The sequence below is a fragment of the Sphingobium yanoikuyae genome (assembly GCF_013001025.1).
Lineage (GTDB): Bacteria > Pseudomonadota > Alphaproteobacteria > Sphingomonadales > Sphingomonadaceae > Sphingobium > Sphingobium yanoikuyae_A.
The window spans coordinates 5,177,795-5,201,592 of sequence record NZ_CP053021.1; the positions used below are offsets into that span (position 1 = coordinate 5,177,795).

22 protein-coding genes and 1 tRNA gene are annotated in these 23,798 nt (G+C 65.0%); 17 read left to right on the forward strand and 6 right to left on the reverse strand.

Going from position 1 to position 23,798, the window contains the following annotated elements; genetic code table 11:
- Positions 1 to 361 precede the first annotated feature (361 nt).
- From HH800_RS25005 to HH800_RS25025, 5 genes are all read left to right on the forward strand, one after another.
- Positions 362 to 3,088 carry a TonB-dependent receptor gene (locus HH800_RS25005; RefSeq protein WP_169863084.1) on the forward strand — a complete coding sequence of 909 codons (2,727 nt, stop codon included), beginning with the start codon at positions 362 to 364 and terminating at the stop codon, positions 3,086 to 3,088.
- 105 nt (positions 3,089 to 3,193) lie between these two features.
- Positions 3,194 to 3,886 carry a DUF6250 domain-containing protein gene (locus HH800_RS25010; RefSeq protein WP_169863086.1) on the forward strand — a complete coding sequence of 231 codons (693 nt, stop codon included), beginning with the start codon at positions 3,194 to 3,196 and terminating at the stop codon, positions 3,884 to 3,886.
- A 23-nt stretch (positions 3,887 to 3,909) separates the two neighbouring features.
- Entirely contained in the window at positions 3,910 to 6,618 is a 2,709-nt protein-coding gene (locus tag HH800_RS25015; protein WP_169863088.1) for a Tat pathway signal sequence domain protein, read from the forward strand.
- A gap of 14 nt (positions 6,619 to 6,632) precedes the next feature.
- Complete coding sequence (locus HH800_RS25020) at positions 6,633 to 7,955, forward strand: oligogalacturonate lyase family protein (protein WP_169863090.1); 1,323 nt, start codon at positions 6,633 to 6,635, stop codon at positions 7,953 to 7,955.
- 70 nt (positions 7,956 to 8,025) lie between these two features.
- Positions 8,026 to 8,577, forward strand: a complete 552-nt coding sequence (locus tag HH800_RS25025; RefSeq protein WP_235681980.1) for a hypothetical protein — start codon at positions 8,026 to 8,028, stop codon at positions 8,575 to 8,577.
- 3 nt (positions 8,578 to 8,580) lie between these two features.
- Here the strand turns inward: HH800_RS25025 and HH800_RS25030 are convergent, their stop codons facing one another.
- A complete protein-coding gene (locus tag HH800_RS25030; RefSeq protein WP_169863092.1) occupies positions 8,581 to 9,147 on the reverse strand; it encodes a helix-turn-helix transcriptional regulator in 567 nt (188 codons plus the stop codon).
- A gap of 133 nt (positions 9,148 to 9,280) precedes the next feature.
- On the opposite strand from HH800_RS25030, the gene HH800_RS25035 reads away from it, so the two are divergent.
- The 3 genes from HH800_RS25035 (at position 9,281) to HH800_RS25045 (ending at position 11,613) form a co-directional block, all read left to right on the forward strand.
- Entirely contained in the window at positions 9,281 to 9,952 is a 672-nt protein-coding gene (locus HH800_RS25035) for a murein L,D-transpeptidase catalytic domain family protein (protein ID WP_037506242.1), read from the forward strand.
- A gap of 239 nt (positions 9,953 to 10,191) precedes the next feature.
- Complete coding sequence (locus tag HH800_RS25040) at positions 10,192 to 10,923, forward strand: hypothetical protein (protein WP_169863093.1); 732 nt, start codon at positions 10,192 to 10,194, stop codon at positions 10,921 to 10,923.
- 15 nt (positions 10,924 to 10,938) lie between these two features.
- Positions 10,939 to 11,613 carry a hypothetical protein gene (locus HH800_RS25045; RefSeq protein ID WP_169863094.1) on the forward strand — a complete coding sequence of 225 codons (675 nt, stop codon included), beginning with the start codon at positions 10,939 to 10,941 and terminating at the stop codon, positions 11,611 to 11,613.
- A 5-nt stretch (positions 11,614 to 11,618) separates the two neighbouring features.
- On the opposite strand, the gene HH800_RS25050 is transcribed toward HH800_RS25045, so the two are convergent.
- Both HH800_RS25050 and HH800_RS25055 read right to left on the reverse strand, forming a co-directional pair.
- The gene (locus tag HH800_RS25050; RefSeq protein ID WP_004210264.1) at positions 11,619 to 12,293 is read right to left on the reverse strand and encodes a hypothetical protein; all 675 of its coding nucleotides are present in this window, start codon (positions 12,291 to 12,293) and stop codon (positions 11,619 to 11,621) included.
- Between the two features lie 195 nt (positions 12,294 to 12,488).
- Positions 12,489 to 12,686 (reverse strand): hypothetical protein, encoded by a 198-nt coding sequence (locus tag HH800_RS25055; protein WP_169863095.1) that lies wholly within the window; start codon positions 12,684 to 12,686, stop codon positions 12,489 to 12,491.
- 263 nt (positions 12,687 to 12,949) lie between these two features.
- Between HH800_RS25055 and HH800_RS25060 the strand changes: the two genes are divergently transcribed.
- Positions 12,950 to 13,486 carry a DUF4136 domain-containing protein gene (locus tag HH800_RS25060; RefSeq protein WP_169863096.1) on the forward strand — a complete coding sequence of 179 codons (537 nt, stop codon included), beginning with the start codon at positions 12,950 to 12,952 and terminating at the stop codon, positions 13,484 to 13,486.
- Positions 13,487 to 13,500: 14 nt separating this feature from the next.
- Positions 13,501 to 14,133 (forward strand): YidH family protein, encoded by a 633-nt coding sequence (locus HH800_RS25065; protein WP_169863097.1) that lies wholly within the window; start codon positions 13,501 to 13,503, stop codon positions 14,131 to 14,133.
- A 39-nt stretch (positions 14,134 to 14,172) separates the two neighbouring features.
- Here the strand turns inward: HH800_RS25065 and HH800_RS25070 are convergent, their stop codons facing one another.
- Complete coding sequence (locus tag HH800_RS25070) at positions 14,173 to 14,802, reverse strand: DNA-3-methyladenine glycosylase family protein (RefSeq protein ID WP_169863098.1); 630 nt, start codon at positions 14,800 to 14,802, stop codon at positions 14,173 to 14,175.
- A 76-nt stretch (positions 14,803 to 14,878) separates the two neighbouring features.
- On the opposite strand from HH800_RS25070, the gene HH800_RS25075 reads away from it, so the two are divergent.
- Positions 14,879 to 15,196, forward strand: a complete 318-nt coding sequence (locus HH800_RS25075; RefSeq protein ID WP_004210272.1) for a 2Fe-2S iron-sulfur cluster-binding protein — start codon at positions 14,879 to 14,881, stop codon at positions 15,194 to 15,196.
- A 9-nt stretch (positions 15,197 to 15,205) separates the two neighbouring features.
- On the opposite strand, the gene HH800_RS25080 is transcribed toward HH800_RS25075, so the two are convergent.
- Together HH800_RS25080 and rlmB are read right to left on the reverse strand one after the other, a co-directional pair.
- Positions 15,206 to 15,973, reverse strand: a complete 768-nt coding sequence (locus tag HH800_RS25080; RefSeq protein ID WP_169863099.1) for a hypothetical protein — start codon at positions 15,971 to 15,973, stop codon at positions 15,206 to 15,208.
- 85 nt (positions 15,974 to 16,058) lie between these two features.
- Positions 16,059 to 16,799 (reverse strand): 23S rRNA (guanosine(2251)-2'-O)-methyltransferase RlmB, encoded by a 741-nt coding sequence (rlmB, locus tag HH800_RS25085; protein ID WP_004210274.1) that lies wholly within the window; start codon positions 16,797 to 16,799, stop codon positions 16,059 to 16,061.
- A 103-nt stretch (positions 16,800 to 16,902) separates the two neighbouring features.
- On the opposite strand from rlmB, the gene HH800_RS25090 reads away from it, so the two are divergent.
- The 6 genes from HH800_RS25090 to HH800_RS25115 all read left to right on the forward strand — a co-directional run bounded on the left by HH800_RS25090 (position 16,903) and on the right by HH800_RS25115 (position 23,157).
- Positions 16,903 to 16,988, forward strand: a tRNA-Tyr gene (locus HH800_RS25090).
- Between the two features lie 85 nt (positions 16,989 to 17,073).
- The gene (locus HH800_RS25095; RefSeq protein WP_010338071.1) at positions 17,074 to 17,394 is read left to right on the forward strand and encodes a DMT family transporter; all 321 of its coding nucleotides are present in this window, start codon (positions 17,074 to 17,076) and stop codon (positions 17,392 to 17,394) included.
- Positions 17,395 to 17,555: 161 nt separating this feature from the next.
- Entirely contained in the window at positions 17,556 to 19,841 is a 2,286-nt protein-coding gene (gene bglX / locus HH800_RS25100) for a beta-glucosidase BglX (RefSeq protein ID WP_169863101.1), read from the forward strand.
- Between the two features lie 31 nt (positions 19,842 to 19,872).
- Positions 19,873 to 20,172: a GIY-YIG nuclease family protein gene (locus HH800_RS25105; protein WP_169863103.1), complete on the forward strand. Its 300-nt coding sequence runs from the start codon at positions 19,873 to 19,875 to the stop codon at positions 20,170 to 20,172.
- A gap of 183 nt (positions 20,173 to 20,355) precedes the next feature.
- Positions 20,356 to 22,620, forward strand: a complete 2,265-nt coding sequence (gene katG, locus HH800_RS25110) for a catalase/peroxidase HPI (RefSeq protein WP_169863105.1) — start codon at positions 20,356 to 20,358, stop codon at positions 22,618 to 22,620.
- A gap of 138 nt (positions 22,621 to 22,758) precedes the next feature.
- Positions 22,759 to 23,157, forward strand: coding sequence for a hypothetical protein (locus HH800_RS25115; protein WP_169863107.1), 399 nt, complete (start codon positions 22,759 to 22,761; stop codon positions 23,155 to 23,157).
- The last annotated feature ends 641 nt before the right edge of the window (positions 23,158 to 23,798 follow it).

Sequence of the window (23,798 nt, forward strand, 5' to 3'; positions counted from 1 at the left end):
CCGCACCGCAAGATTGACGGCGAAGGTGACAGGTCTTCGCCATTATCATGCCTGGCTTCCCGCTGCTCCGGCGGCGGGGGCATGTTGCGCTGCCGGCGCGAATCCCGCTGTCGCCACAGCCGTCCTCCATCAAGCCATTGTCTTGACAAGGTTCCATATCGTGGAACCCTGTTTCGTTATCATGTCATTCATCGATGATATGGCTCGTTTCGTCGCAAAGGCGGCGCCATCCTCGCGTGTCCATATATAGATATGAATACCCAATATATGGGATATCAAAGGGTTGTCGCGGCGGGGTCTGGTCGCGGTCGACCTCAAACCCGTGCCCAAACGGGGGGGCACGCATAGGGAGGATGTTTAAGTGAGGTTTTCCAATTATCGCGCCTTGTTGTCGACGTCGGCCGTCGCCGCCGTCCTGCTGGGCGCCATGCCGGCCGCGGCACAAGACCAGCAGCAGCCCGAACAGCCCCAGCAGGCGCCCGAAGCGAGCAGCGAGGATATCGTCGTCACTGGTATCCGTTCCAGCCTTCAGGGCGCGCTCAACGCCAAGCGCAATGCAGCCCAGGTTCTGGACGCCATCTCGGCCGAGGATATCGGCAAGTTCCCGGACAAGAATGTCGGTGAAGCGCTGCAGCGCGTGACCGGCGTCCAGCTGACCCGTTCCGACGGTGAAGGCTCCGGCATCACCATCCGCGGCGCCGATCCGTCACTGAACCGCGTCGAGATCAACGGCGTCACCGCCCTGTCCACCACCGTGGGCGGCGGCCGCGATGTCGATTTCCGCGATCTGCCCTCCGAATTCGTCAACCGCCTGGAAGTTGTGAAGTCGGCCACCGCCGACATGACCGAAGGCGGCGTCGGCGGCACCGTGCGCGTCATCACCCGCCGGCCGTTCGACAATGGCGGCAAGCCATATCTGGCCGGTTCCGCCCAGGCCATCTATGCCGATATCGGCGACCATATGGACCCGCGCCTGGCGCTGATCGGCAGCGACACCTTCGCCAATGGCACGATCGGCGTGCTGGTGTCGGGCACGTTCGAGAACCGCAATGTCGAAAGCCATCAGGCGCGCACCACCGGCTGGGTCCAGCTGGACAGCGATCCCAATACGGCCGGCATGCAGGCCTATGACCTCAACAATGACGGCGTCGGCGATTTCTTCCCCGACATTCCGCGCTATGTCATCAACCGCCTGGAAACCCGCCGCTATGCGCTGAACGGCATCCTGGAATGGCGCCCGAGCGACGATTTCAAGGCCTATGTCGAAAGCAACTGGACCAAGTCGATCCAGTCGGTGACCTCGCAATATCTGCAGACCGGCACCAGCGGCGGCATCGTCGACACGGAAAACACCATCATCGGCCCGGACAATACGGTCGAATATCTGGTGATGACCAACAATACGTCGAAGGCGCAGACCAGCCAGCTGGGCGTGTCCTATCGCAACATTCTGGGCGACATCAAGCGCACCACCTATAATGTCGCGCTGGGCGCTGACTGGACGACCGGCAACCTGACGCTGACGCCGAAAATCTCGCTGTCCAAGGCCAAGGCTTATAATAACGAGATCAATGCGACCGCGGCCGTTACCGGCATGTCCAGCCTGATCGTCGACTATAGCAACGGCCAGAATGCGCCGAACATCATCCTGCCCAATGATCCGACCACCACGGCCGGCATCAACCAGCTGACCGTGCTGCGCCGTCCGCGCTATGACGACCAGACCGAGAAGATGGCCAAGCTGGACGCGGAATATAAGACCGACGGCGGCCTGTTCACCTCGTTCAAGATTGGTGGCCAGTATCGCGACCTGACGGTCAAGAGCCGCTTCTACACCCGCACCACGACGCTCAATGGTTTCAGCGATCCGGCGGTGCAGGCGCAGATCAACAGCATCGTCAGCGGCAATGCGGCGCTCGGCACCTCGCCCTTCTTCCACACCGGCAATCTGGGCTTCACCGGCGATTATAGCGGCTGGCTCAACATGACCCAGGGCGTGGCCGATGCGGTCGGCATTCCCGATCCGTTCGCGGAAGGCGGCTGCCCGGCCAATGCCGACGGCACCTGCCAGGTCTATACCGACACCTGGAAGGTCGGCGAACGCAACCTGGCCGGCTATGGCCAGGCCAGCTTCGCCTTCGACGTCGGGGCCGTGCCCGTCAGCGGCGTGATCGGCGCCCGCGTCGTCAATACCAAGGTCAACACCTCGGGCTATCTCAGCACCGGCGGCGTGATCTCGCCCGTATCCTATGACAGCAACAGCACCGAATTCCTGCCCTCGATCAACATGAAGGCGGAACTCATCCCCAACAAGCTGATGGCGCGTGCGACCGCGACCGAAGTGATGGCCCGTCCGCTGCCGCAGCAGCTGGCCCCGCGCTTCACCATCGACGTCGTTGGCCTGTCGGGTTCGCGCGGCAATCCGGATCTGCAGCCGTTCCGCGCCCGCCAATATGATGCGGGCCTGGAATATTATATCAACCGCACCAGCTTCGCGTCGGTCACCTATTTCCGCAAGGAAATCAGCTCGTTCATCCAGAACACGACCGAGCCCTACACCGATGCCAGCGGCGTCACCTACACCATCACCGTGCCCACCAACGGCACGCAGAAGGTGACGATCAACGGCGTGGAAGCCGGCGCGCAGATCGCGTTCGACTTCATCGACGTGCCGGTGCTCAAGCAGATGGGCGTGGTCGCCAACTATACCTATTCCAAGGATAGCGGCTACGAAGGGAAGGATTATTTTACCGGCGATTCCCTGCCCTTCCAGGGTCTGTCGCGCCATGCCTACAATATCTCGGCCTATTATGAAGACGACGTCGTCAGCCTGCGGGGCGCCTATAACTGGCGGTCCAAATATCTGATCACGGCGCAGGGCCGCGGTAACAATCCCGAGTTCGGCGAAGCCTATGGCCAGCTCGATGCGTCGCTCAACGTCACGCTGATGCCGGGCATCTCGATGTTCCTGGAGGGTGTCAACCTGCTCGACGCGACGCGCAAGGAAAATGCCAACAGCGTCGAACGCCGCACCATCATCGAGACGGTCGGCCGCCGCGTCTATGGCGGTATCCGCTTCAAGCTCTGATTGGCGCTCATGGCCTGGCCTCCCCCAGGTCATGAGACAGGCTGCGGGTCGGGATATGCCCGACCCGCAGCATCATGTTTTCAAGATCAAGCGGGACAGGTCGCCATGTTCTCTCGCCGCACCCTCCTTGCATCGCTGGTCCTCGCGCCGATCGCCGGCCCCTTGAACGCTGCGGCGCGGGGGCCGCTCTGGCGCGACGATTTCCGTCATGGCCTCAAGCAATGGCAGCTGGAGGCGGTGGGCGATGCGCGCGTGACCGCGCAGGACGGGCTGCTCGATATCGTCGCGCCCAAGGGGCTAACGCTCTGGTTCCGCAAGCAACTAAGCGGCCCGGTCGCGATCCGCTATGATGTGCGCGCCGTGTCGGACGGCGGCCCCTATGACGAGGTCAGCGACGTCAACGCCTTCTGGATGGCGCGCGACCCGGCGGCGGCCGGCGGATCGGCGCTCGGCCGCACGCGCAGCGGCACGTTCGAGGAGTATGACAGCCTCCGCACCTATTATGTCGGCATTGGCGGCAACCGGAACAGCACCACGCGGATGCGCCGCTATGTGGGGGAGCCGGGCCATCGCCCGCTGCTGCCGGAACATGACCGCACCGACAAGGCGGCGATGCTGGTGCCCAATCAGTGGTTTTCGATCGGCCTGATCGCCAACGGGTCTCATGTCGCGGTGGAGCGGGACGGGGCGACCCTGTTCACGCTCGACGATCCCGATCCCTATCGCAGCGGCCATTTCGGCCTGCGCACGACGCAGAGCCATCTTCAGGTCCGCAATTTCACCATCACCAAGATCTGAACAACATAAAAAGGGAGAGCAGCATGGATATCAGGGCGGGGATCAGCCGGCGCGACAGCCTGAAGGCGGGATTGATGGCGAGCGCGACTGCGCTGCTGCCGGGCGCGGCGCAGGCGGCGACCAGTGCGCGCGGCGGCGCCATGCCGGAAACGCCGGTGCGCTGGATCGACGATGCCGCCCCGCCGCTCTCGCTCGGCCAGACCTTTGGCGTGCCATGGCCGCGCGGCGTGCTGCGCGCGGGCAAGCCGCTGTCGGTGCAGGGCGCCGATGGCACCGCTCTGCCCTCGCAGCACTGGACACTCGCCACCTGGCCCGACGGGTCGATCAAATGGACCGCTCATGCACTGCCCGCCGGCACCGGCCAGCCCGGCGCGCTGCGCGTGGTGTCGGGCAAGCCCGCCGCGCCGCAGGCGCCGGTACTGGTGCGCGAACTCGCCGACCGGATCGAGATTCAGGTCGGCGCGCTGCGCTGGAGCATCGGCCGCTCGGGCAATGCGATCATCCAGTCGGCGCAGCAGGGCGGTCGCACCGTCGTTGGTCCCCTGACGCTGGTCGCCAGCGTCGACAGCGCGCCCGAAGGTGGCACCCGCACGCCCTTCACCGGCCGCATCACCAGCGCGACGGTCGAGCACAAGGGGCCGGTCCGCGCCGTCGTCAAGCTCACCGGCGTGCATGAAGGGCAGGGGCGACAGATATTGCCCTTCACCCTGCGCCTCTACGCCCATGCCGGCGGCGACCATCTGCGCATAGTCCACAGCTTCATCTTCGACGGCGATCCGGCGAAGGATTTCATCAGCGGCATCGGCCTGACCGCCGCCGTGCCGATGGCGGGCGCACCGCACGACCGCCATGTCCGCCTCGCCACTGCCGACGACGGCCTGTTCAGCGAAGCGGTGCGACCGCTTACCGGCCTGCGCCGCGATCCGGGCAAGGCGGTGCGCGCCGCGCAGATCGCCGGCAAGGCGGTGCCGATGGACGCCATGGCGCCGGGCGTCGCCAAGCTGCTCGATCGCATTCCGACCTGGGGCGATTTCGACCTGACCCAATTGTCGGCCGACGGTTTCGCCATCGCCAAGCGTACGCAGGACGGCCATGCCTGGGTCGATTCCGTCGCCGGCAGCCGATCTCAGGGCCTGGGCTATGTCGGATCGCCCCAGGGCGGCGCGGCGATCGCCACCCGCTATTTCTGGCAGCGCCACCCGTCCCAGATCAGCATTCGTGACGCCGAAAGCGACACCGCGACGCTGACCGCCTGGCTCTGGTCGCCCGACGCCAAGCCGATGGACATGCGCTCCTATCGCGGCGTCCTGGGGATGGAGGGCTATGACGCCCAGAATGAAGGGCTCGACATCACCTATGAGGATTATGAGCCCGGCTGGGATGCCGCGACCGGCGTCGCCCGCACCAGCGAACTGACCCTCTGGGCCTGCGCCACCACCCCCTCGGCCGATGCGCTCGCCGCGATGGCGCAGGCGAACGCCGTGCCGCCGCAACTGATGGTGACGCCCGAACGTATCCATGAAGCCGGCGTGTTCGGCATCTGGAGCCTGCCGGACCGCTCGACGCCCATGAAGGCGCGGATCGAGGACCAGAATACCAACCTCGTCGACTTCTATGTCGGTGAGGTGGATCGCCGCCGCTGGTATGGTTTCTGGAACCATGGCGACATCATGCACACCTATGATTTCGACCGGCATGTCTGGCGTTACGACATTGGTGGCTTCGCCTGGGACAATAGCGAGCTGTCACCTGACCTGTGGTTCTGGACCAGCGTGCTGCGCACCGGCAATGCCGCCGCCTTCCGCTTTGCCGAGGCGCTGACCCGCCATACCGGCGAGGTCGATGTCTATCATCTCGGCCGGTTCAAGGGGCTGGGCACGCGCCATGGCGTCCAGCACTGGAGCGACAGCAGCAAGCAGCCGCGCGTCAGCAACGCTATGTATCGCCGCATCTTCTATTATCTGACCGCCGACGAGCGGGCCGGCGACCTGATGCGCGATCTGGTCACGTCCGACCTGTCGCTGGAGCATGTCGAGATCGGTCGCAAGGTGCCGGGGGCGCAGCGTAATCCGCTGCCCGCCGGCGTCATTGATCTGAGCTTCGGCACCATGTGGTGTTCCGTCGCCTCGGCCTGGCTCACCGAATGGGAGCGGACTGGCGACAAGCGCTGGCGCGAGCGACTGCTCAACGGCATGGATAGCATCGGTCGGCTGAAATATGGCTGGTTGGCGGGCAGCGCCCCCTATGACCTCAAGACCGGGCGCTTCATGGGGGCGGGGGACAAGATTTCCATCTCGCACCTCAATGCCGTGTTCGGCGCGCTGGAGGTGAATGCCGAGCTTCTGGAGCTGCTTGACGTGCCGCGCTATCGCACCGCCTGGCTCGACTATTGCCGCTGGTTCAACGCCTCGCCGCAGGAGTGGAAGGCGAAGTTCGACCAGCCCTTCGGCCGCCGCAACCTCAAGGAAGGCCATTCGCGCCTGACCGCCTATGTCGCGCGCGAGACCGGCGACAGGGAACTGGCCGTGCGCGCCTGGAAGGAATTCCTCGGCGGCGACGCGGGCCTCGGCCTGTCGAACGGCGATCCGCGCGTGGCGCTGAAGGGGCCGGCCTATGTCCGCCCGATCGTCGAATGGCCGGACGTGTCCACCAATGCGGCGTCGCAATGGGGTCTTGCTGCGATCGAGAATCTGGCGCTCATTCCCGACGCGCTAGCCGATGCTGCCAAGTGATGAAGGGCCATAAGATGAAGACGATGATGATTGGCCTGATGGCGGCGCTGACCGTAAGCGCGGCGACCCCGGCGCTGGCCAAGCCCGTGGCCGAATGGGTCGACCAGACCACCGGCCACCGCGTTCTGCGGCTGACCGATACGCCGGGCAGCGCCAGCCTCTATTTCCACCAGAACAGCTATACGCCGCAGGGCGACAAGATGGTGATCTCCACCCCCGACGGCATTTCGGTGCTGACGCTGGCCGACTGGAGCATCAGGCCGCTGGTCAAGGGCAAGGATATCCAGCTGCTCTTCACCGGGCGCAAGACGCGCACCGCCTATTATGCCAGCCACAAGCGCGACGATGGTGCGGGGGCCACGACCCTCTATGCCGCCGACATCGACAGCGGCAAGGTCCGCAAGATCGCGACCGTCGATCGCGGATCGATCGGCTCGATCAATGCGGACGAGACGCTGCTGCTCGGTCAATGGGCGGCAAGCGACAAGCCGCTCCAGCCTGACGGCACCCAGAAGCGCGCCGCGCCGGAGATCAAGCAGCAGTTCGGCCAGGCTAATTATGCCGCCAACGGTCCGGACGGAAAGCCGCTCAGCTTTGCCGAGGCGAAGGAAGTGCGCCTCAATGAACGGCTGGAGGCGCGCATCCCGATGGAGATATTCACCATCGACATCCGCACCGGGGAGCGAAAGGTGGTGGTCGCCTCGACCGATTGGCTGAACCATATCCAGTTCTCGCCGACCGACCCAGGCCTCATCATGTATTGCCATGAAGGCCCCTGGCACAAGGTCGACCGGATCTGGACGATCCGCACCGACGGCAGCGGCCAGCAACTGGTCCACAAGCGCAGCATGAACATGGAAATCGCCGGCCACGAGTTCTTCTCGCCCGACGGCAAGTGGATCTGGTATGATCTCCAGACGCCGCGTGGCGAGGTGTTCTGGCTCGCCGGCTATGAATTGGCGACCGGGCATCGCCAATGGTTCAAGGTCGACCGCAACCAATGGTCGGTCCATTACAACCAGGCGCCCGACCTCCAGCATTTCTCCGGCGACGGCGGCGACAGCGAAATGGTCGCCCATGCTCCCGACGGCAAATATCTCTATCTCTTCACGCCCCAGGCCATTCCCGATGTCGCCGGCATCCATGCCGACAATGCCGCCGACCTGATCGCGCCGGGCACCTTCGGCGTCGAGAAGATCGTCGACATGCGCAAGCATGACTATCGGCTGGAGCCGAACATCACCTTCACGCCCGACGGCAAATGGATGATCTTCCGCTCCAACATGGACGGCGCGCCGCAAATCTACGCGGCGGAGATTGCCAAGACGGCGCACTGACGACGAGCGATTGCCGGGCGGGGCGTCGCTGGCCTATGGTCGCGGCGCCCCGCGTGAAAAGGCTGACGTCATGATGCGTGCCCGGCACTGCTCCCTACTGTTGTTCCTGACGCCGGTTGCGGCCGATGCCATGCCGCCGCCGACCCCGGCCGATCTCGCCGGCTGCGAAGGATCGGCCTTCGTCGTGGACAAGCTGGTCTGCGCCGACCCGGCGCTCAAGGCGGCCGATGCCCGCGTCCGGGTGCCCAGCGCGGATCAGTCCAAGCTGCTGGATGCCGCATCCGATTATGTTGAGCGGCAGGACGCCTGGTTCCAGCGCCGCAACCGCTGCGCCTTCGCGCCCGACCAGCCGGCCTGCCTGCGCGACGCCTATGCCGAGCGCAGCGCCGTGCTGATGGCACTGGCCCATGACCCCGCACCGGACCGGGCCAAGCAATGCGGCGAGATGGCGGTGCGGATCGGCACGCTAGAGGGGGCGACCATCATCCGCGATGACAGCCGGCTGGTCGCGGTGGGGCTGCCGAAGCCCCGATCGTCCTGGCGCCCTTTCGTGACGGCGGAACCGCGCGGCAAGGCATGGCGCCTGCGCCGGCTGGACGGCGCGCATATCGACTGCCGCTAAGGCTCAGTCCTCGTCCTCGCTGTGCATGATGTCGGCGCGGGTGATGGTGCCGCCCTGGCTGTGGACCACGGCCAGCCGCTTGCGCCCCTTGTCGCGGAAGCGGATCTCGCCGCTGTCGATCGCGGGATCGGCGATCATGATGAGGGCGTCGAACACGCCGCGCGCCTCGCGCAATTCGCTCAGGATCGTCAGCAGTTCGTGCGAGGTGATGCGGGTGCCCCCTTCGCTGTCGGGCATCTGTTTCTCGATGATCCGGTGCAGCGCCTCGACGATCGCCAGCGTTGGGTGCAGCCGCTCGACCGAGACGGGCGCGGCCAGCGGCACGGCGCGAACATCGGCCAGCGCCAGATAGGGGTCGATCGCGCCGGGGCCGAAAACCTGCTCGATATTGGCAAGGGTCACGGCGTCCAGGTTGCTCGCCTCGTTGCGCGCATTCTTGACCGTGCCGGCCGAACAACCGATCCGCTCCGCCAGCTGGCTGTCGGACAGGCCATGGGCCTTCTGGATGCGCCGCACGATGGTGGCGACCGCTTCCCGATAGATGCCGTTCGATAGCCGCGTTCCGGCCATGTCTCGCTTCTCCCGCTTCGACGTGCCTCGCCCGACAAAAATGCCGGGCTGGATGGATGTGCGCAAGACTTTGTGCGCGGCGCCCGATTCCGGCAAAGACCTTGGCGGGGCCTGCACCCTAGTTGCACCATCCATGAACCCCGATCGTCGCCGTTTTCTCCTCTCCGCTTCCGTTCTGGTCGCGGGCGCTGTTGGCACCGCGCGTGCCTCCGCGCCGGGGCCGATGCGCGCGCTGAAACCCATGGTGCCGGCCCAGCCGATCGCGCCGGTCACCACGCCGACCCCGCCGGCGCTGGTGAAGCCCGCTTTGTTTGCACAGGCCCGCGCGGCGCTGGAACGGCATCCGCAGATCGTCAATCGGCACCGCATGGCGCTGGTCGATTTTGCTGCGCCCTCGTCGGAGCCGCGGCTGCATATCGTCAACCTGCTGGATGGCACCACCACCTCCTATCTGGTGGCGCATGGCAGCGGATCGGACCCGGATCATAGCGGCTGGTTGGAGCGCTTTTCCAATGCGCCCGGTTCCAACGCCTCCTGTTCGGGCGCGTTTCTGACGGCCGATCCCTATGTCGGGAAACATGGCCCGTCGCAGCGCTTGCAGGGGCTCGATCCGACCAACGACAATGCGATGAGCCGGGCGATCGTGCTGCATGGTGCCTGGTATGCCGAACCCACGCTGGCCGGTGCGCGCGGCAAGCTGGGGCGCAGCCAGGGCTGTTTCGCGGTCGGCGACAGCGTTCGATCGCAGGTCATGGCCCAGTTGGGCCGGGGCAGCCTGATCTACGCGGCCAAGCTGGTCGTCTGAATTTTGCCATAAGCGCGTCGCCCCAATCGGCGCGCGGGTCCGTGCCGCCGCTTAACCCCTTTCGCGGTGGGCACCATGGCCGTCCGGGAGCGGTGCTTGCATCGCTCCCGGACTTTATCTCTCGGTATTTTCCCTGAGCCCTATCCACGGCTTTGCCGAATGCGCCGCGCCAGCGTTGCTATAGCATGCGGCCGTCTGCGACTCCGCTTTCCGGCATCGCAGGAACAGGGGAAATGAGGATGACGCGTTTTTCGACATTGTTGTCGGTGACCGCCTTGCTGGCGGCTGCCCTCCCGATCTCGCCGGCCCATGCGGCGCCGCCGCGCGATGTCGATGATCTGGTCGGCGCGCGGGGCTCTTCGGGGGAAAATGCGCTGCAATCGCGCGGCTATCGCATCGCCAAGCAGAATGGCCTCACCAACTATTGGTGGAACAGCGCGAAGGACCAGTGCATCCGCGTCGTCACCTATAATGGCCGCTATGATGCGATCGACAGCGCGTCGGACGGCGATTGCGGTCATGGCGGCGGCAATACGGCCGCCGCGGCAGTAGCCGGCGTTGCGGCGATCGGCCTGATCGCGGCGCTTGCCAGCCACAAGAAGAGCCATAATGACAGTTCGGCTCAGCATGACAGCGAATATGAGCGCGGCTATCATGACGGCCTGTATGGCGGTGACTATGATCGCAACGACAGCGAAGCCTATCATTCGGGCTTTTCGGCGGGCAATGCGGAGCGGAGCAATCGTCTTGCCGCCAACAGCCAGATCGTGCGGGGCGCGCCGGCGGCGGCGCAGCGGGCCTGTGCCCGGCGCGGCGACGAGTTCCAGAACGTGCCGGCGGGCAGTTCCGTGCCGGTCAGCGTCTATCCGCAAGGTGGGGATCGCTACGAGATCATCATTGCGTCCGGCCATTATCGTTCGCGCTGCACCGTGACGGGCAACGGCAATGTGATGTCGATGGACCCCTATTGAACGAAAGGATGCATCATGAGGAATGCCATGATCGCGACCGTCGCGCTGTCGGCGTTGGCCATGCCAGCCATCGCCCAGGCCCCGGTGCGCAGCGAGCGGGTGCAATTCGCCAGGGGGAGCGCGTCGAAGGTCATCAAGGCGTCGCTCAAGGGCTATGACATGGTCGATTATCTGGTCGGCGCGCGGGCCGGCCAGACCATGAATGTCCGGCTTCAGACCAGCAACGCCTCCAGCTATTTCAACGTGATCGCGCCCGGTGCAGGAAATAGCGCCATGTTCGTCGGCTCGTCCGCCGGCAACAGCTTTTCCGGCCGCTTGCCCGCCAATGGCGATTATCGCATCCGCGTCTATCTTATGCGCAATGCCGCCCGCCGCAATGAAGTCGCCAACTATACCCTGACCGTCAGCGTGCAGGCGCTGGCGGCGACCGCGGCGCAGGTGATGCCGGCGGCGACCGGCCCGGCGCTGACGCCCGGCAACATGCCCGCTTATTGTCGGGGGGAAGTGTCCGGCCAATATGGCACCCGTCCGACCTATGTGAAGACCGGCGCGATCGCCAAGGCGCCCGGTGGCTTCTTCATCGACGGCACGGTCGACAAGGGCAGCGAGGGGATCAAGCGCTTCCGTTGCCGCTTCGATGCGCAGCGCCGCTTCGTTGACGTGATGGCGATGACGCCGGACGGCGAATAGCCGGTTCAGCCGCCCAGGATTAGGAAGCTCGCCCCGCTGTTGATCAGCGAGGCGAGCAGCCAGGTGCCCAACGCCGATCGGAACGCCTTGCCGGTCGATTTCCGGGTGCGACTGCGCAGCCAGATCGTCTCGATCCGCAGATACCAGCTGATTGTCACCAGCATGATGACCAGCGCGGCGATCGCCCAGCCGACATCGCCAAGGCGCGCCAGGATCGACGCGATGCCCAGCACCAGCGCGGCCGGCCCGGCAATATAGCATTGGGCGTAGAAGGGGCGGCGCAGCGTGTCGCGGTTGAGTGCCAGGCCCTGCGCCTTCAGCCGCCGCACCGCGAACATCAGCGGATAAATGGCGAAAAGGAAGGCGCGCAGCACCAGCAGGTTCATCTCCGACGCGGTGATTTCCTTGCCGATGCCGGTGGTCGCGACCTCCGGCATCTTCTGGTGCGACGCCACCTCGATCAGGTGCGACAGCAATATGGTCAGCATCAGGAACAGGGGCGGGCTCAGCATGTCGGTGAATTGCTGGTCCGGCGCATCCTCCAGTTCCTTGTCGGAATAGCGCAGCATCTGGATCGGGTGGCGGATGGTCCGCCATAGGGTGCGGGGATAGAAGACCAGCCAGCTCATCGCCTCATAGAGAAATTCTTCCAGCGACTGGAACAGGCGTAGGAAATCCATCGACGCTCCCGATCATGAGGAAGGCTGGCATCCCGCCGCCGGGGCAGGGGCGTGCCGCCGGGCAGGGTTGTGCAGGCGGGCTGGGCAGGCGTTGGTGCCGCCCCGGCCGAATGTTTCCCGGTTCAGTTGGGCCGGTTGAGCGTGAATCCGTCAGCCCGTTCAACGCAGGCCCGTCCGGCTCGGATGATGGCCGCGCTAGCGGTTGCTGGCGAGCTGCTGCCCGGCGCGCGCCGCCGGCTTGTCCGCGGTCAGATCGTCGAGCCAAGGCATGGCCGGTGGCGCCAGTCTGACGGTGGGGGTTGCATCCTGCGGCGTGCCAATGCTGCTTGCCGTGGCCAGTGCCACACAAATGCCGGCGCCCGCTGCGACCATTGCAGGCCAGTCTCTTACCATCGCACACAGCTCCCTCTGCTGGGCTGCGATCGGCAGGAAAAGTTTCGCGATTGGCGCCGCGACTCACCCGTCCGACCGCTGGAATAAGGGATGATCGCGCATTCGCGGGCATCGCGCCATAGCGGATTTTCCGGGGGTCGGACGGGTGAGTCGCTTCACGCCATTGGCTAGGGATATCCGGGGCGCTCCCTAGGGGAGAATCCCGATGGCTGGCCCGGCGTCCGCTTGGCTATGCCCAGGGATATTCAAAGGGAGGTCGCGATATGATCAGGCGCATATTCGTCACGGGTCTGCTGCTGGCGCTGGCAGGCTGTGCCACCACGCCACGGGTCAATTATGATGCCGATCCCGCGGCCAATTTCGCCAGCTATCGCAGCTATAGCTGGGCGTCGATCAATGTGCCGCAGGGCATGAACCCATTGCTGTTCCAGCGGGTGAAGGCGTCGATCGACAGCGCGCTCGCGGCGCGCGGCTATAGCCAGGCTGAACCCGGCGAATTTGCCATCGGCTTCACCCTGGGCGCCCGCGATCGGGTGGAGGTGACCGATTTCGGTCCCTACGCCACCTATTATCGTCCCTGGGGCGGGTGGGCCGGCTGGGGCGGCTATCGCAATGTCGATGTGCGCAACGTGACCGACGGCACGCTGACGGTCGACATTTATGACACCGGGACGAAACAGCCGGTCTGGCACGGCACGGCCACGCAGGAGGTCAGCCGCAAGAGCCCCGACCAGGCGACAATCGACAAGGCGGTGACCGCCGTGCTCGCCAATTTCCCGCCGCCGATCAAGCCGAACTGACAGGAGGGGAGCATATGGCCGAATCGCAGGAAACCAGGGGCGCGCCCATCCGCCCGGCCCGCAATGTGGGCGAGCCCGTGCCGCCCATTCCGTCGGTCGACATGAGCGATCCCGAAGGGGCATCGACCGCCTATTCGCATTTCCGCACTGGCCTGTCGCGCCATCGCACGGGCCTGTCGGAACATCGCACCGACCTGTCCGAATATCGCACCGACCTTTCCGGGCATCGCACCGAAATGTCGATGCGCCGGACCGGCATGTCGTTCCAGCGGACCCGGATGAGCGCGGACCGGACCCTGATGTCGGAAATGCGCACCGCGCTGTCGCTGATCGGCTTCGGCTTCACCATCAACCAGGCATTCCAGAAGATGCAGGACGCGGGCAGCATCCAGAATGTCAACGCGCCGCGCAATTTCGGCGTGGCGCTGCTGGTGTTCGGCATCGTGCTGCTGGCCGGCGGCATCGTGCGCCATGTCCAGTTCGCGACGGAATTGCGGGATCGGCGCAAGATCATGACGGAGGATGGGCTGATTCACTCCGACAGCCGCTTCCCGATCTCGGTGACGCTGGTGATTGCGCTGTGTCTGCTGGCGCTGGCGCTGGCGGCGGTGCTGGGCATCGTCTTCAACATCGCCCTGCTGGGCTGAATCGCGGGCAGGCGGGCGGGGCCTGTGCCCCGCCGCGTCTCAGCTCTGCAGCATGTCCTGCCCTTTATTATAATGGTGCCAGGCCATGATCGCGGCGGCGCCGCGATGCGGCCGCCAGGCTTCGGCAAGGTCGCGGGTCAGCTTCTCGCTCGGCCGCTCGCCAAGGCCTAATATCCGCCCGACCGCGATCTGCACCGCCAGGTCGCCGGCCGGCCAGATGTCGGGGCGGCCTTCGGCGAACAGCAGATAGATTTCCGCCGACCAGCGGCCGATCCCCTTGATCTGCACCAGTTGCGCGATCGCGGCCTCATCGTCGGCGGGCAGGGCGTGGAGGTCCAGCGTGCCGTCCACCACAAGTTCGGCCAGGCTGCGGGCATAGCCCTGCTTCTGCCGCGACAGGCCACAGGCGCGCAACGTATCGAAATCGCGCGCCAGCAGCGCTTCGGGTGTGCAGCCCACGCCCAGCTCCGCCTCCAGCTTGCGCCAGACCGCCGCGGCGGAGGCGACGCTGACCTGCTGGCCGACGATGGTGCGCAGCAACGTCTCATATCCCGGCTCGCGCACGCGCGGCACCGGATAGCCGACGCTGGCGATCGCCGCGCCGAATGCCGGCTCCGCCGCAGCGATGAAGTCCAGGCTGACGCGCAATTCTTCCGCCGTGCTTACCATGTCCGCCCGTCCAGCCCTTGATTTCGCCGCCGCTGTCGGTCAGAGCGGCGGGGATAAGTCCAAAAGGAATGGGTAGATGCCGAAGCTGATCGTGGTCAACCGTGATGGTGCCGAACAGACTGTTGAGGGGGACAAGGGTCTCTCGGTGATGGAAGTCATTCGCGACCATGGCTTTGACGAACTGCTCGCGCTGTGCGGCGGCTGCTGCTCCTGCGCGACCTGCCATGTCTATGTCGACCCGGCCTTTGCCGACGCCCTGCCGGCGATGAGCGAGGACGAGAATGACCTGCTCGACAGCAGCGATCATCGCAACGAGACCAGCCGCCTGTCCTGTCAGGTCGTACTGAGCGATGCGCTTGACGGCCTGCGCGTCACCATCGCGCCGGAAGACTGATCCCTTATTTCAGGGCCTGACCCGCAACGTCGCGGCCGGCGCATCGCCGGTCAGCGGCGTGATGGTCCATGTGATGCGCTTGCCCTCCGGCACGGTGGTGGCGCCATCTTCCTGATTCTGGCTGACGATCTCCGCATCGGTGGTCAGCGTGAACGTGCCGTTCAGCGCCTTGGCGGCGGCGTCGCCCGATCCGCCGCCCATGCCGGCCGGCCCCTGGCTCTTGTCGAAACCGTTGGCAAAGCCCGGTGCCTTCACCCGCACCCGGTCCGCCCCGCGCATTTCCACCGCGACGAAGGGCAGGACAATCTGCGCGTCGATGTTGAAGGGGAAGAGGAAGGCATGGTCCAGCCTTCCGCTGATCGCATAGTCGATCGCGAATTTGTGATCGCCCAGATACTGGACCGACCGGAACCCCTTTTCCTTGGTGAGCGCGCTCGCCATCGCCTGCATCTGCGTATCGTCGCCGCTGGTCTTGTCGAACTGGGGCTCGGCGGGCGGTGTAGGCGTCTTGCTCTGGCTCTGCGCCACCTTCTGCAGCACGGCCTCCTCGCCCTCGGGCGGGGCGACGCCTTCCAGCGGATCGTCCTCGGCATCGCTGTTGAGGCCGCCCAGCGCCTTGTCCATGTCCGACGCCAATATCTCGCCCTTATAGGCAAAGGCGAAGCTGCGGTCGGCGCGGATGTCGAGGGTGGAGGTGAAGCTGCCGGGGGTCACCAGGCATCCGGGCAGCATCAGCAGCGCCGCCAGTGCGCCCGCCGCGCGGGACAATAGGACCATGGCGAACCCCCGTTCGTCTGCGCGACGATGCGAGCGGGGCAGGGCGCCCCGCCCACATCGTCGCAAGATGGTGCCCGGCGGCCGCTTACCGGCTGGTGGCGGCGTACAGGGCGATCGCTGCCGCATTGGAGACGTTCAGGCTCTCCATGCGCGGGCTGATCGGCAGCTTAGCGATAATGTCGCAATGCGCCATGGTGTTGTGGCGCAGCCCTTCACCCTCGGCGCCCAGCACCAGCGCGACGCGCGATTCGCCGATCGCGTCGGCCAGCACGGTGTCGCAATCGCCGTCCAGGCCGATGCGCCAGTAACCGGCTTCGGCAATCTCTTCGAGCGCGCGGGCCAGGTTCACCACCCGCACCCAGGGCACGGTTTCCAGCGCGCCCGACGCGGCGCGGGCCAGCACGCCCGATTCGGGCGGCGCATGCCGGTCCTGGGTTACGATGCACAGCGCGTCGAAGGCGGCGGCCGAACGCAGGATCGCGCCGACATTATGCGGATCGGTCACCTGGTCGAGCACCAGGATCGGGCGCTGGTCGTCCCGTCCCTGTTCCAGCACGTCGCCCAGCCAGACATCGTCCAGCGGCTCGACTTCGGCGACAATGCCCTGATGCGGCGCATCCGACGGCACCATGCGGCCCATGTCGGCGACGTCGGAATAGACGATCGGCAGCACAGGCGGCAGGTCGAGCGCGCCGATCGCTTCGCGCGTGCCCCATATCTTGCGCACGACGCGGTTCGGATTGGCGAGCGCAGCCGTGATGGCGTGGCGTCCGTAGAAGCGGGGGAAGGCGCCTTTCGGCTTGCCGGTACGATGTCCTCTTTTCATGTTTTCGCTCTTTTCACATCACCCCATTGACAGGCAAGCCTCCATTCGCCATTGAGCCGCCTCCAGCGCGGCGGGACAGCAAATTTCCACCGCGTAGGGCACTGGACAGGTGGCCGAGTGGTTAAAGGCAGCAGACTGTAAATCTGCCCGGGTTTCCGTACGCTGGTTCGAATCCAGCCCTGTCCACCACTGCCCTCATCGGCGCGCCGCCTCTTTCGGGTTTCCGGTCCGCGCGCCGCTCCAGCCGAGCCCGTTACCGCAAGAGGAACGCCGCTTGGCCTGGGTCATTCTCGGCATCGCCGTATTCACCGAAATCATCTGGGCATTGAGCCTGAAATGGGCCGCCACCGTCGGCAGCTGGCAGGCTTCCGTCGTGCCCATTGCCCTGAGCTTCCTCAACATGGGGCTGCTGGCGCTGGCGATGCGCGATCTGCCGGCGGGCACCGCCTATGCGATCTGGACGGGCCTGGGCGCCGTGGGCGTCATCATCGGCGGCATGATTCTCTATGGGGATCGGGTCAACATGGCCCAGATCGGCTTCATGGCGATGATCGTGATCGGCGTGGTCGGCACCAAATTGTCGGCCCAGGCGTGATTGCTTCTCCTGATTCGCGTAACATGATTCGGCGCATGGCCTGATCGCGGGATCGGGGCGTCGCGCCGCAGGCTTATTGCCGCAGCGCAACAAAAACGGCGGAAGTCCGTTTGTCTTCGGACAAGCCCCGTTCATTCTTCCCCGGTTACGCTCTCCCCCGCATGACTCTTGATCGCCGCGACCTCCTCATCCGCACCCTGGGCGGTGTCCTCGCCCTTGGCATTCCCCGCCGCGCGCTGGCGCAGGCCGACGTCGCCCGCGTCGATGCGCTGATCGCGAAGATGACGCTGGAGGAAAAGGCTGGGCAGATGACCTGCCTGGCCGACAGCTTCCGTCCCTTCAACCCGCCCAACCCGGCGGCCGGCATCCAGGACGAGAAGCGCCTGGCCGACGAGATTCGCAAGGGCCGGGTCGGCTGCCTGTTCAACGGAATCGGCGTTGCCGGTGGGCGCCGCGCGCAGGAGATGGCGGTCAAGAACAGCCGCCTGGGCATCCCGCTGCTGCTGGCGGGCGACGTGATTCACGGCCTCAAGACCATCTTTCCCGTGCCGCTGGGGGAGGCTTCCTGCTTCGATCCGGTGCTGGTGGAAAAGACCGCGCGGGTCATGGCGGTGGAGGCGACGGCGGCCGGCCTGCACCTCACCTTCGCGCCGATGGTCGATGTCGCGCGCGACCAGCGCTGGGGCCGGGTGGTTGAAGGCGCGGGCGAGGATGTCTATCTGACCGGCCTGTTGTCGGCGGCGCGGATTCGCGGCTTTCAGGGGCGCGACCTGCGCCGCGACGATTCGCTGCTCGCCTGTCCCAAGCATTTCGCCGCCTATGGCGCGGTCGCCGCGGGCCTCGAATATGGCAGCGTCGACATCAGTGACGAGACGCTGCGCGAAACCCATTTGCCGCCCTTCGGCAAGGCCTTTGCCGCCGGTGCGCTCACCACCATGGCCGCCTTCAACGAGATTAACGGCGTGCCCGCCACCGCCGACCGCGAATTGCTGACCGACATATTGCGCGGCGAGATGCAGTTTCGCGGCTTCGTCTTCTCCGATTACACCGCCGACGAGGAACTGGTCGCCCATGGCTTTGCCGAGGATGAGCGCGACGCCGCCCGCCTCGCGGTGCTGGCCGGGGTCGACATGTCGATGCAGAGCGGCCTCTATATCCGCCACATCCCCGATCTGGTGAAGAGCGGCGCGGTGCCGATGGCGACGGTCGATGTCGCGGTGCGCCGCATCCTTTATGTGAAGACCGCGATGGGGCTGTTCGACAATCCTTATCGCTCGCTCGACGAAGAGGTTGAAAAGGCGCGCATCGGCACGCCCGCCCATCATGCTTTGGCGCGCGAGGCGGCGGCCCGATCGGTCGTGCTGCTCAAGAATGACGGGGTGCTGCCGCTCGATCCCGCTGCCGGGCAAAGGATCGCGCTGATCGGCCCGTTCGGCGAGGACAAGGCCAATCTCTACGGCCCCTGGGCCTTTTACGGCGATCCCGACAAGGGCGTCGACATCGCCACCGGCCTGCGCGCGGCGATGCCCGATCCCGCAAAGCTGACGGTCGAACTGGGTTGCGCGGTCAACGGCCCGATCAAGGACGGGATCGCCCGTGCCGTCGCCGCAGCGAAGGCGGCGGACGTGGTGATCCTGGCGGTTGGCGAATCCCAGGCGATGTCGGGCGAGGCGCAATCGCGCACGATGATCGAGCTGCCCTCCTCGCAACAGGCACTGGCCGATGCGATCGCCGCCACCGGCAAGCCGGTCATCGTGCTGCTGCGCCATGGCCGCGCGCTCGCTTTGCATGATGGTGTCGCCAATGCGCAGGCGTTGCTGGCGACCTGGTTCCTGGGGTCGGAAACCGGCCATGCGCTGGCCGACATAATGTTCGGCAAGGTCGATCCCTCGGCCAAGCTGCCGGTCAGCTTCCCCTGGGAAAGCGGGCAGGAGCCTTTCTTCTACGATCGCAAGTCGACCGGCCGACCGACGGTGGACAATGGCAGCACCGAATATAAGGCGCGCTATGCCACCACCGACAACAGCGCCCGCTTCCCCTTCGGCCATGGCCTCAGCTACACCGATTTCGCCCTCAGCGACCTGAAGCTCTCCGACACCGCGCTGCGCTGGGACGGCGCGGTGGAGATCACCGCGCGCCTCACCAACAAGGGCAAGCGCAAGGGCAGCGAGGTGGTGCAACTCTATATCCGCGACCGCGTCGCCAGCCGCACCCGCCCGATCCGCGAACTGAAGCGCATCCAGCGCGTCACTTTGTCGCCGGGCGATTCCACCCAGGTCCGCTTCACCCTGTCGCGCACCGACCTCGAATTTGTCGGCGCCGGCAACCGCCGCCTCGCCGAACCGGGCCTGTTCGACCTGTGGGTCGGCCAGTCCTCGACCGGCGGCCTGCACGGCCAGTTCACCCTCTACGCGGCATCTCCAACGTCCTCGTCACCCCGGGCTTGACCCGGGGTCCCGCTTTGCAAATGTTCGCAACATGGCGCGCGAACGGCAGGGCGGATGGGTCTACATCATGGCCGATCGGTATCGGGGCACCCTCTATGTCGGCGTGACCGCCGATCTTGCTGCCCGAATCCATCAACATCGATCCGGTACGGGGGCCGACTTCTGCGCCCGCTATGGATTATTCCGGCTTGTGTGGGCCGAGCATGGCGACGACATGCTGAGCTGCATCGCCCATGAGAAGCGCCTCAAACATTGGCGCCGGCAATGGAAGTTCGACCTGATCGAAGGCGCCAATCCGGACTGGCAGGATCTGTTCGACCAGATTGTCTGACGCAGTAGCGGGACCCCGGGTCAAGCCCGGGGTGACGGGTAGAGGTGGGCGCCTTCTCCGATCCACCCTCTCTCATAGGAAAATCCGATCACTGTGACGGAATCGATTCGTTTCGATCCGCCGCTGCACGGGACTACCCCTTTTCGCGCCTTGAACAGGCAGAACAGGACAGGGGAGAGAAACATGTCCACGACCCGCATTTCCACATTCGCCCTGGCGTGCGCGCTGCTCGCCAGCCCGGCGCTCGCCGCCGATCCCAAGCCCAAGCCGGCGCCGCAGGCCGACACCGTGACCGAGGCGCCCAAGCCGCCCGTCACCGAAAAGCCCGGCGGCATGACCAACAAGGACTGGTGGCCCAACCGCCTGGACCTTACCGCGCTGCGCCAGCATGAGGCGACCCGCGCCAATCCCTATGGCGCCGACTATGATTATGTGAAGGAATTCAACAGCCTCGACCTCGAAGCGGTCAAGGTCGACATCCGCAAGGTGCTGACCACGTCGCAGCCCTGGTGGCCGGCCGACTATGGCCATTATGGCCCCTTCTTCATCCGCATGGCTTGGCACAGCGCCGGCACCTATCGCGTCGGCGACGGCCGTGGCGGCTCGGATGGTGGCGAACAGCGGTTCGATCCGCTCAACAGCTGGCCCGACAATGTCAGCCTCGACAAGGCCCGCCGCCTGGTCTGGCCGATCAAGCAGAAATATGGCCGCAAATTGAGCTGGGGCGACCTGATGGTCCTGTCCGGCAATGTCGCGCTGGAGGATATGGGCTTCAAGACCGTGGGCTTTGCCGGCGGCCGCATCGACGCCTGGCAGCCGGACGTCGTCTATTGGGGCCCGGAAACCAAGATGATGGGGACCGAGCGCTCCAATCCCGACGGCTCGCTCAAGCGTTCGCTCGCCGCGACCACCATGGGCCTCATCTATGTGAACCCCGAAGGCCCCGGCGCCAATCATGATCCCAAGGGCGCCGCCGCCGACATCCGCCGCGCCTTTGGCAATATGGCGATGGATGACGAGGAAACGCTGGCGCTGATCGCGGGAGGCCACACCTTCGGCAAGGCGCATGGCGCCAAGAAGCCCGAGGAATGCCTGGGCGCGGAACCCGCCGCCGCCGGCATCGAGGATCAGGGCTTCGGCTGGAAGAACAAGTGCGGCAAGGGCAATGCGGAGGATACGCTGACCTCGGGCCTGGAGGGCGCCTGGTCGGCCACGCCGACCCAGTTCACCACCCAATATATCGACAATCTGCTGAACTTCGACTGGGTGAAGACCAAGAGCCCGGCCGGCGCGACCCAGTGGATCCCAACCGATCCCGCCACCGCCAGCATGGTCCCCGACGCGCATGTGAAGGACAAGCGGCACGCGCCGATCATGTTCACCACCGACATTGCGCTCAAGGAAGATCCCGGTTTCCGCAAGGTACTGGAAAGCTGGCAGAAGAATCCCGAGCTGTTCAGCAAGGCCTTCGCCCGCGCCTGGTTCAAGCTGACCCATCGTGATCTCGGCCCGCAGGTTCGCTATCTCGGCAAGGACATTCCGTCCGAAACCTATAGCTGGCAGGATCCGCTGCCCAAGGCGAGCTTCGCCCCCGTCAGCGCCGCCGATCAGGCCAAGCTGAAGGCCGCTGTGCTGGCGTCGGGCCTGACCGGGCCGGAACTGGTGCGCACCGCCTGGGCGTCGGCCGCGACCTTCCGCAGCACCGACATGCGCGGCGGTGCCAATGGCGCGCGCCTGCGGCTCGATCCGCAGCGCGGCTGGGCGGTCAACGATCCGGCGGAGTTGAACAAGGTGCTGGCCAAGCTGACTGCGATACAGAAGGATTTCGCGAAATCAGGCAATCAGGTGTCGATGGCCGACCTCATCGTCCTGGGCGGTAACGCCGCGGTCGAGCAGGCGGCGCAGAAGGGCGGCTACAGCATCACCGTGCCGTTCACGCCGGGCCGCGTCGATGCCGCGCAGGCACAGACCGATGTCGCCTCCTTCGCCTATCTGGAGCCCAAGGCGGACGGCTTCCGCAACTGGTATGGCCCCAGGGCGGAGGTCAGCCCGGCCGACGCGCTGGTGGACAAGGCCGATGCCCTCGACCTCACCGTGCCGGAAATGACCGTGCTGGTCGGCGGCATGCGCGCGCTCGGCGCCAATAGCGGCGGATCGAAGAATGGCGTGCTGACCACCCGTCCGGGCACGCTCAGCAACGACTTCTTCGTCAACCTGCTGACGATGGACACGGTGTGGAGCAAGTCGGCGACGCCGGGCCTCTATGACGGCAAGGACCGGGCCAGCGGCGCGGCGAAGTGGACGGCGACCCCGGTCGACCTGATCTTCGGCTCCAACTCCGAACTGCGCGTCGTGGCCGAAGTCTATGCCGAGGATGACGCAAAGGAGAAGTTCGTCACCGACTTCGCCGCCGCCTGGACCAAGGTCATGAACGCGGACCGCTTCTGAAAATGAAGAACCCGGCGGCGCAGGGCGACGCCGGGTTCTTCGGATCGAATTGGCCGGAAGCGACCATTTTTTGTCATTCGCATGGTCTCGACGCTCGCCCAATTGCGGATGCTGCGGATCCGGGGCTAAGCTCAGCAAATGATCCAGTCTATCCCGAACTTCCACGATGGCTACGTGACAGGGTTAAAGGTGCGCGAAGGTGGCGCTACGCTCTACTTGCGGCAAGTAGATGGCGCAGATTTCAATATGATCCTTGAAGACCTCGAGGCGCTGCAAATCGATGATTTTCGGCAGGGCAATATCATATCGCACGTCGATATTATCGCAGGGCGCTTGCTGAGTGCCAATGCCCTTGACCGGCTTTATGAGCCGCCACATCCGGCGGCGACCCCGCAATATCACGAGAAATACGCCTCTTTTTTAAATGGGCAAGTGGAGCGGATCGAACGCGGGGAAGCTCAGTTACTGGTGATTGTCCCGTCCTATGGTGCAGATCTGTTAGCGATATGCCGACAGGTGCATTGTGTAGCAGCCTGACGGCTAACGACCATTTTTAGTCATTCGGTCCAACAAACGCTTTCGACAATTGCAGATATTCGTTGTTTCGGCCTATGATCCAGTCAACATCACACGCGGTAGGAATGACGCTTGAGGATATCCCCTTTCGTTCTCACCGCATTTGCCATTTGCTCCTGTAATGGCGAGGACACACGGGCTAAGAGGATAGCGGCTATTGAAGAGGTCGAAAAACGCTGTGGCCTCCCTCCTAATACTTTTAATGCATCTCTAGCGGACAAGCCCGCGAATGAGGCACGTGCATGTGACCCGCGTAAGAGCGGAAGGAAATGCTATGACGTGCGGCATATCGACTTAGGATACGTTTTTCACAAGCCGCTGTTATGTAAGATGGAATGCGTGAAACGATATAAATCAAAGGACGGGTATCAGTTCGGTTTGTATCTAAACTCAGTCACGCCCAAGGATGCACCTCGTTGCGATAACGCTGTCGGTTGAACTCTGATGATGTCTGCTAATTTGGATTAGCAACGGCTAACCGGACCGTCCGCCATCCACCCCTTCCGTCATTCCCGCGCAGGCGGGAATCCATCTCCTGACCTTGTATCTGGTCCGACGCTGGCGAGATGGATCCCCGCCTCCGCGGGGATGGCTCTATGAAA

Coding starts and splice junctions, on each gene's coding strand:
- HH800_RS25010 (WP_169863086.1), top strand. CDS start 3,194: ATGTTCTCTCGCCGCACCCTCCTTGCATCGCTGGTCCTCGCGCCGATC.
- HH800_RS25015 (WP_169863088.1), top strand. CDS start 3,910: ATGGATATCAGGGCGGGGATCAGCCGGCGCGACAGCCTGAAGGCGGGA.
- HH800_RS25020 (WP_169863090.1), top strand. CDS start 6,633: ATGAAGACGATGATGATTGGCCTGATGGCGGCGCTGACCGTAAGCGCG.
- HH800_RS25025 (WP_235681980.1), top strand. CDS start 8,026: ATGATGCGTGCCCGGCACTGCTCCCTACTGTTGTTCCTGACGCCGGTT.
- HH800_RS25030 (WP_169863092.1), bottom strand. CDS start 9,147: ATGGCCGGAACGCGGCTATCGAACGGCATCTATCGGGAAGCGGTCGCC.
- HH800_RS25035 (WP_037506242.1), top strand. CDS start 9,281: ATGAACCCCGATCGTCGCCGTTTTCTCCTCTCCGCTTCCGTTCTGGTC.
- HH800_RS25040 (WP_169863093.1), top strand. CDS start 10,192: ATGACGCGTTTTTCGACATTGTTGTCGGTGACCGCCTTGCTGGCGGCT.
- HH800_RS25045 (WP_169863094.1), top strand. CDS start 10,939: ATGAGGAATGCCATGATCGCGACCGTCGCGCTGTCGGCGTTGGCCATG.
- HH800_RS25050 (WP_004210264.1), bottom strand. CDS start 12,293: ATGGATTTCCTACGCCTGTTCCAGTCGCTGGAAGAATTTCTCTATGAG.
- HH800_RS25055 (WP_169863095.1), bottom strand. CDS start 12,686: ATGGTAAGAGACTGGCCTGCAATGGTCGCAGCGGGCGCCGGCATTTGT.
- HH800_RS25060 (WP_169863096.1), top strand. CDS start 12,950: ATGATCAGGCGCATATTCGTCACGGGTCTGCTGCTGGCGCTGGCAGGC.
- HH800_RS25065 (WP_169863097.1), top strand. CDS start 13,501: ATGGCCGAATCGCAGGAAACCAGGGGCGCGCCCATCCGCCCGGCCCGC.
- HH800_RS25070 (WP_169863098.1), bottom strand. CDS start 14,802: ATGGTAAGCACGGCGGAAGAATTGCGCGTCAGCCTGGACTTCATCGCT.
- HH800_RS25075 (WP_004210272.1), top strand. CDS start 14,879: ATGCCGAAGCTGATCGTGGTCAACCGTGATGGTGCCGAACAGACTGTT.
- HH800_RS25080 (WP_169863099.1), bottom strand. CDS start 15,973: ATGGTCCTATTGTCCCGCGCGGCGGGCGCACTGGCGGCGCTGCTGATG.
- rlmB (WP_004210274.1), bottom strand. CDS start 16,799: ATGAAAAGAGGACATCGTACCGGCAAGCCGAAAGGCGCCTTCCCCCGC.
- bglX (WP_169863101.1), top strand. CDS start 17,556: ATGACTCTTGATCGCCGCGACCTCCTCATCCGCACCCTGGGCGGTGTC.
- HH800_RS25105 (WP_169863103.1), top strand. CDS start 19,873: ATGGCGCGCGAACGGCAGGGCGGATGGGTCTACATCATGGCCGATCGG.
- katG (WP_169863105.1), top strand. CDS start 20,356: ATGTCCACGACCCGCATTTCCACATTCGCCCTGGCGTGCGCGCTGCTC.
- HH800_RS25115 (WP_169863107.1), top strand. CDS start 22,759: ATGATCCAGTCTATCCCGAACTTCCACGATGGCTACGTGACAGGGTTA.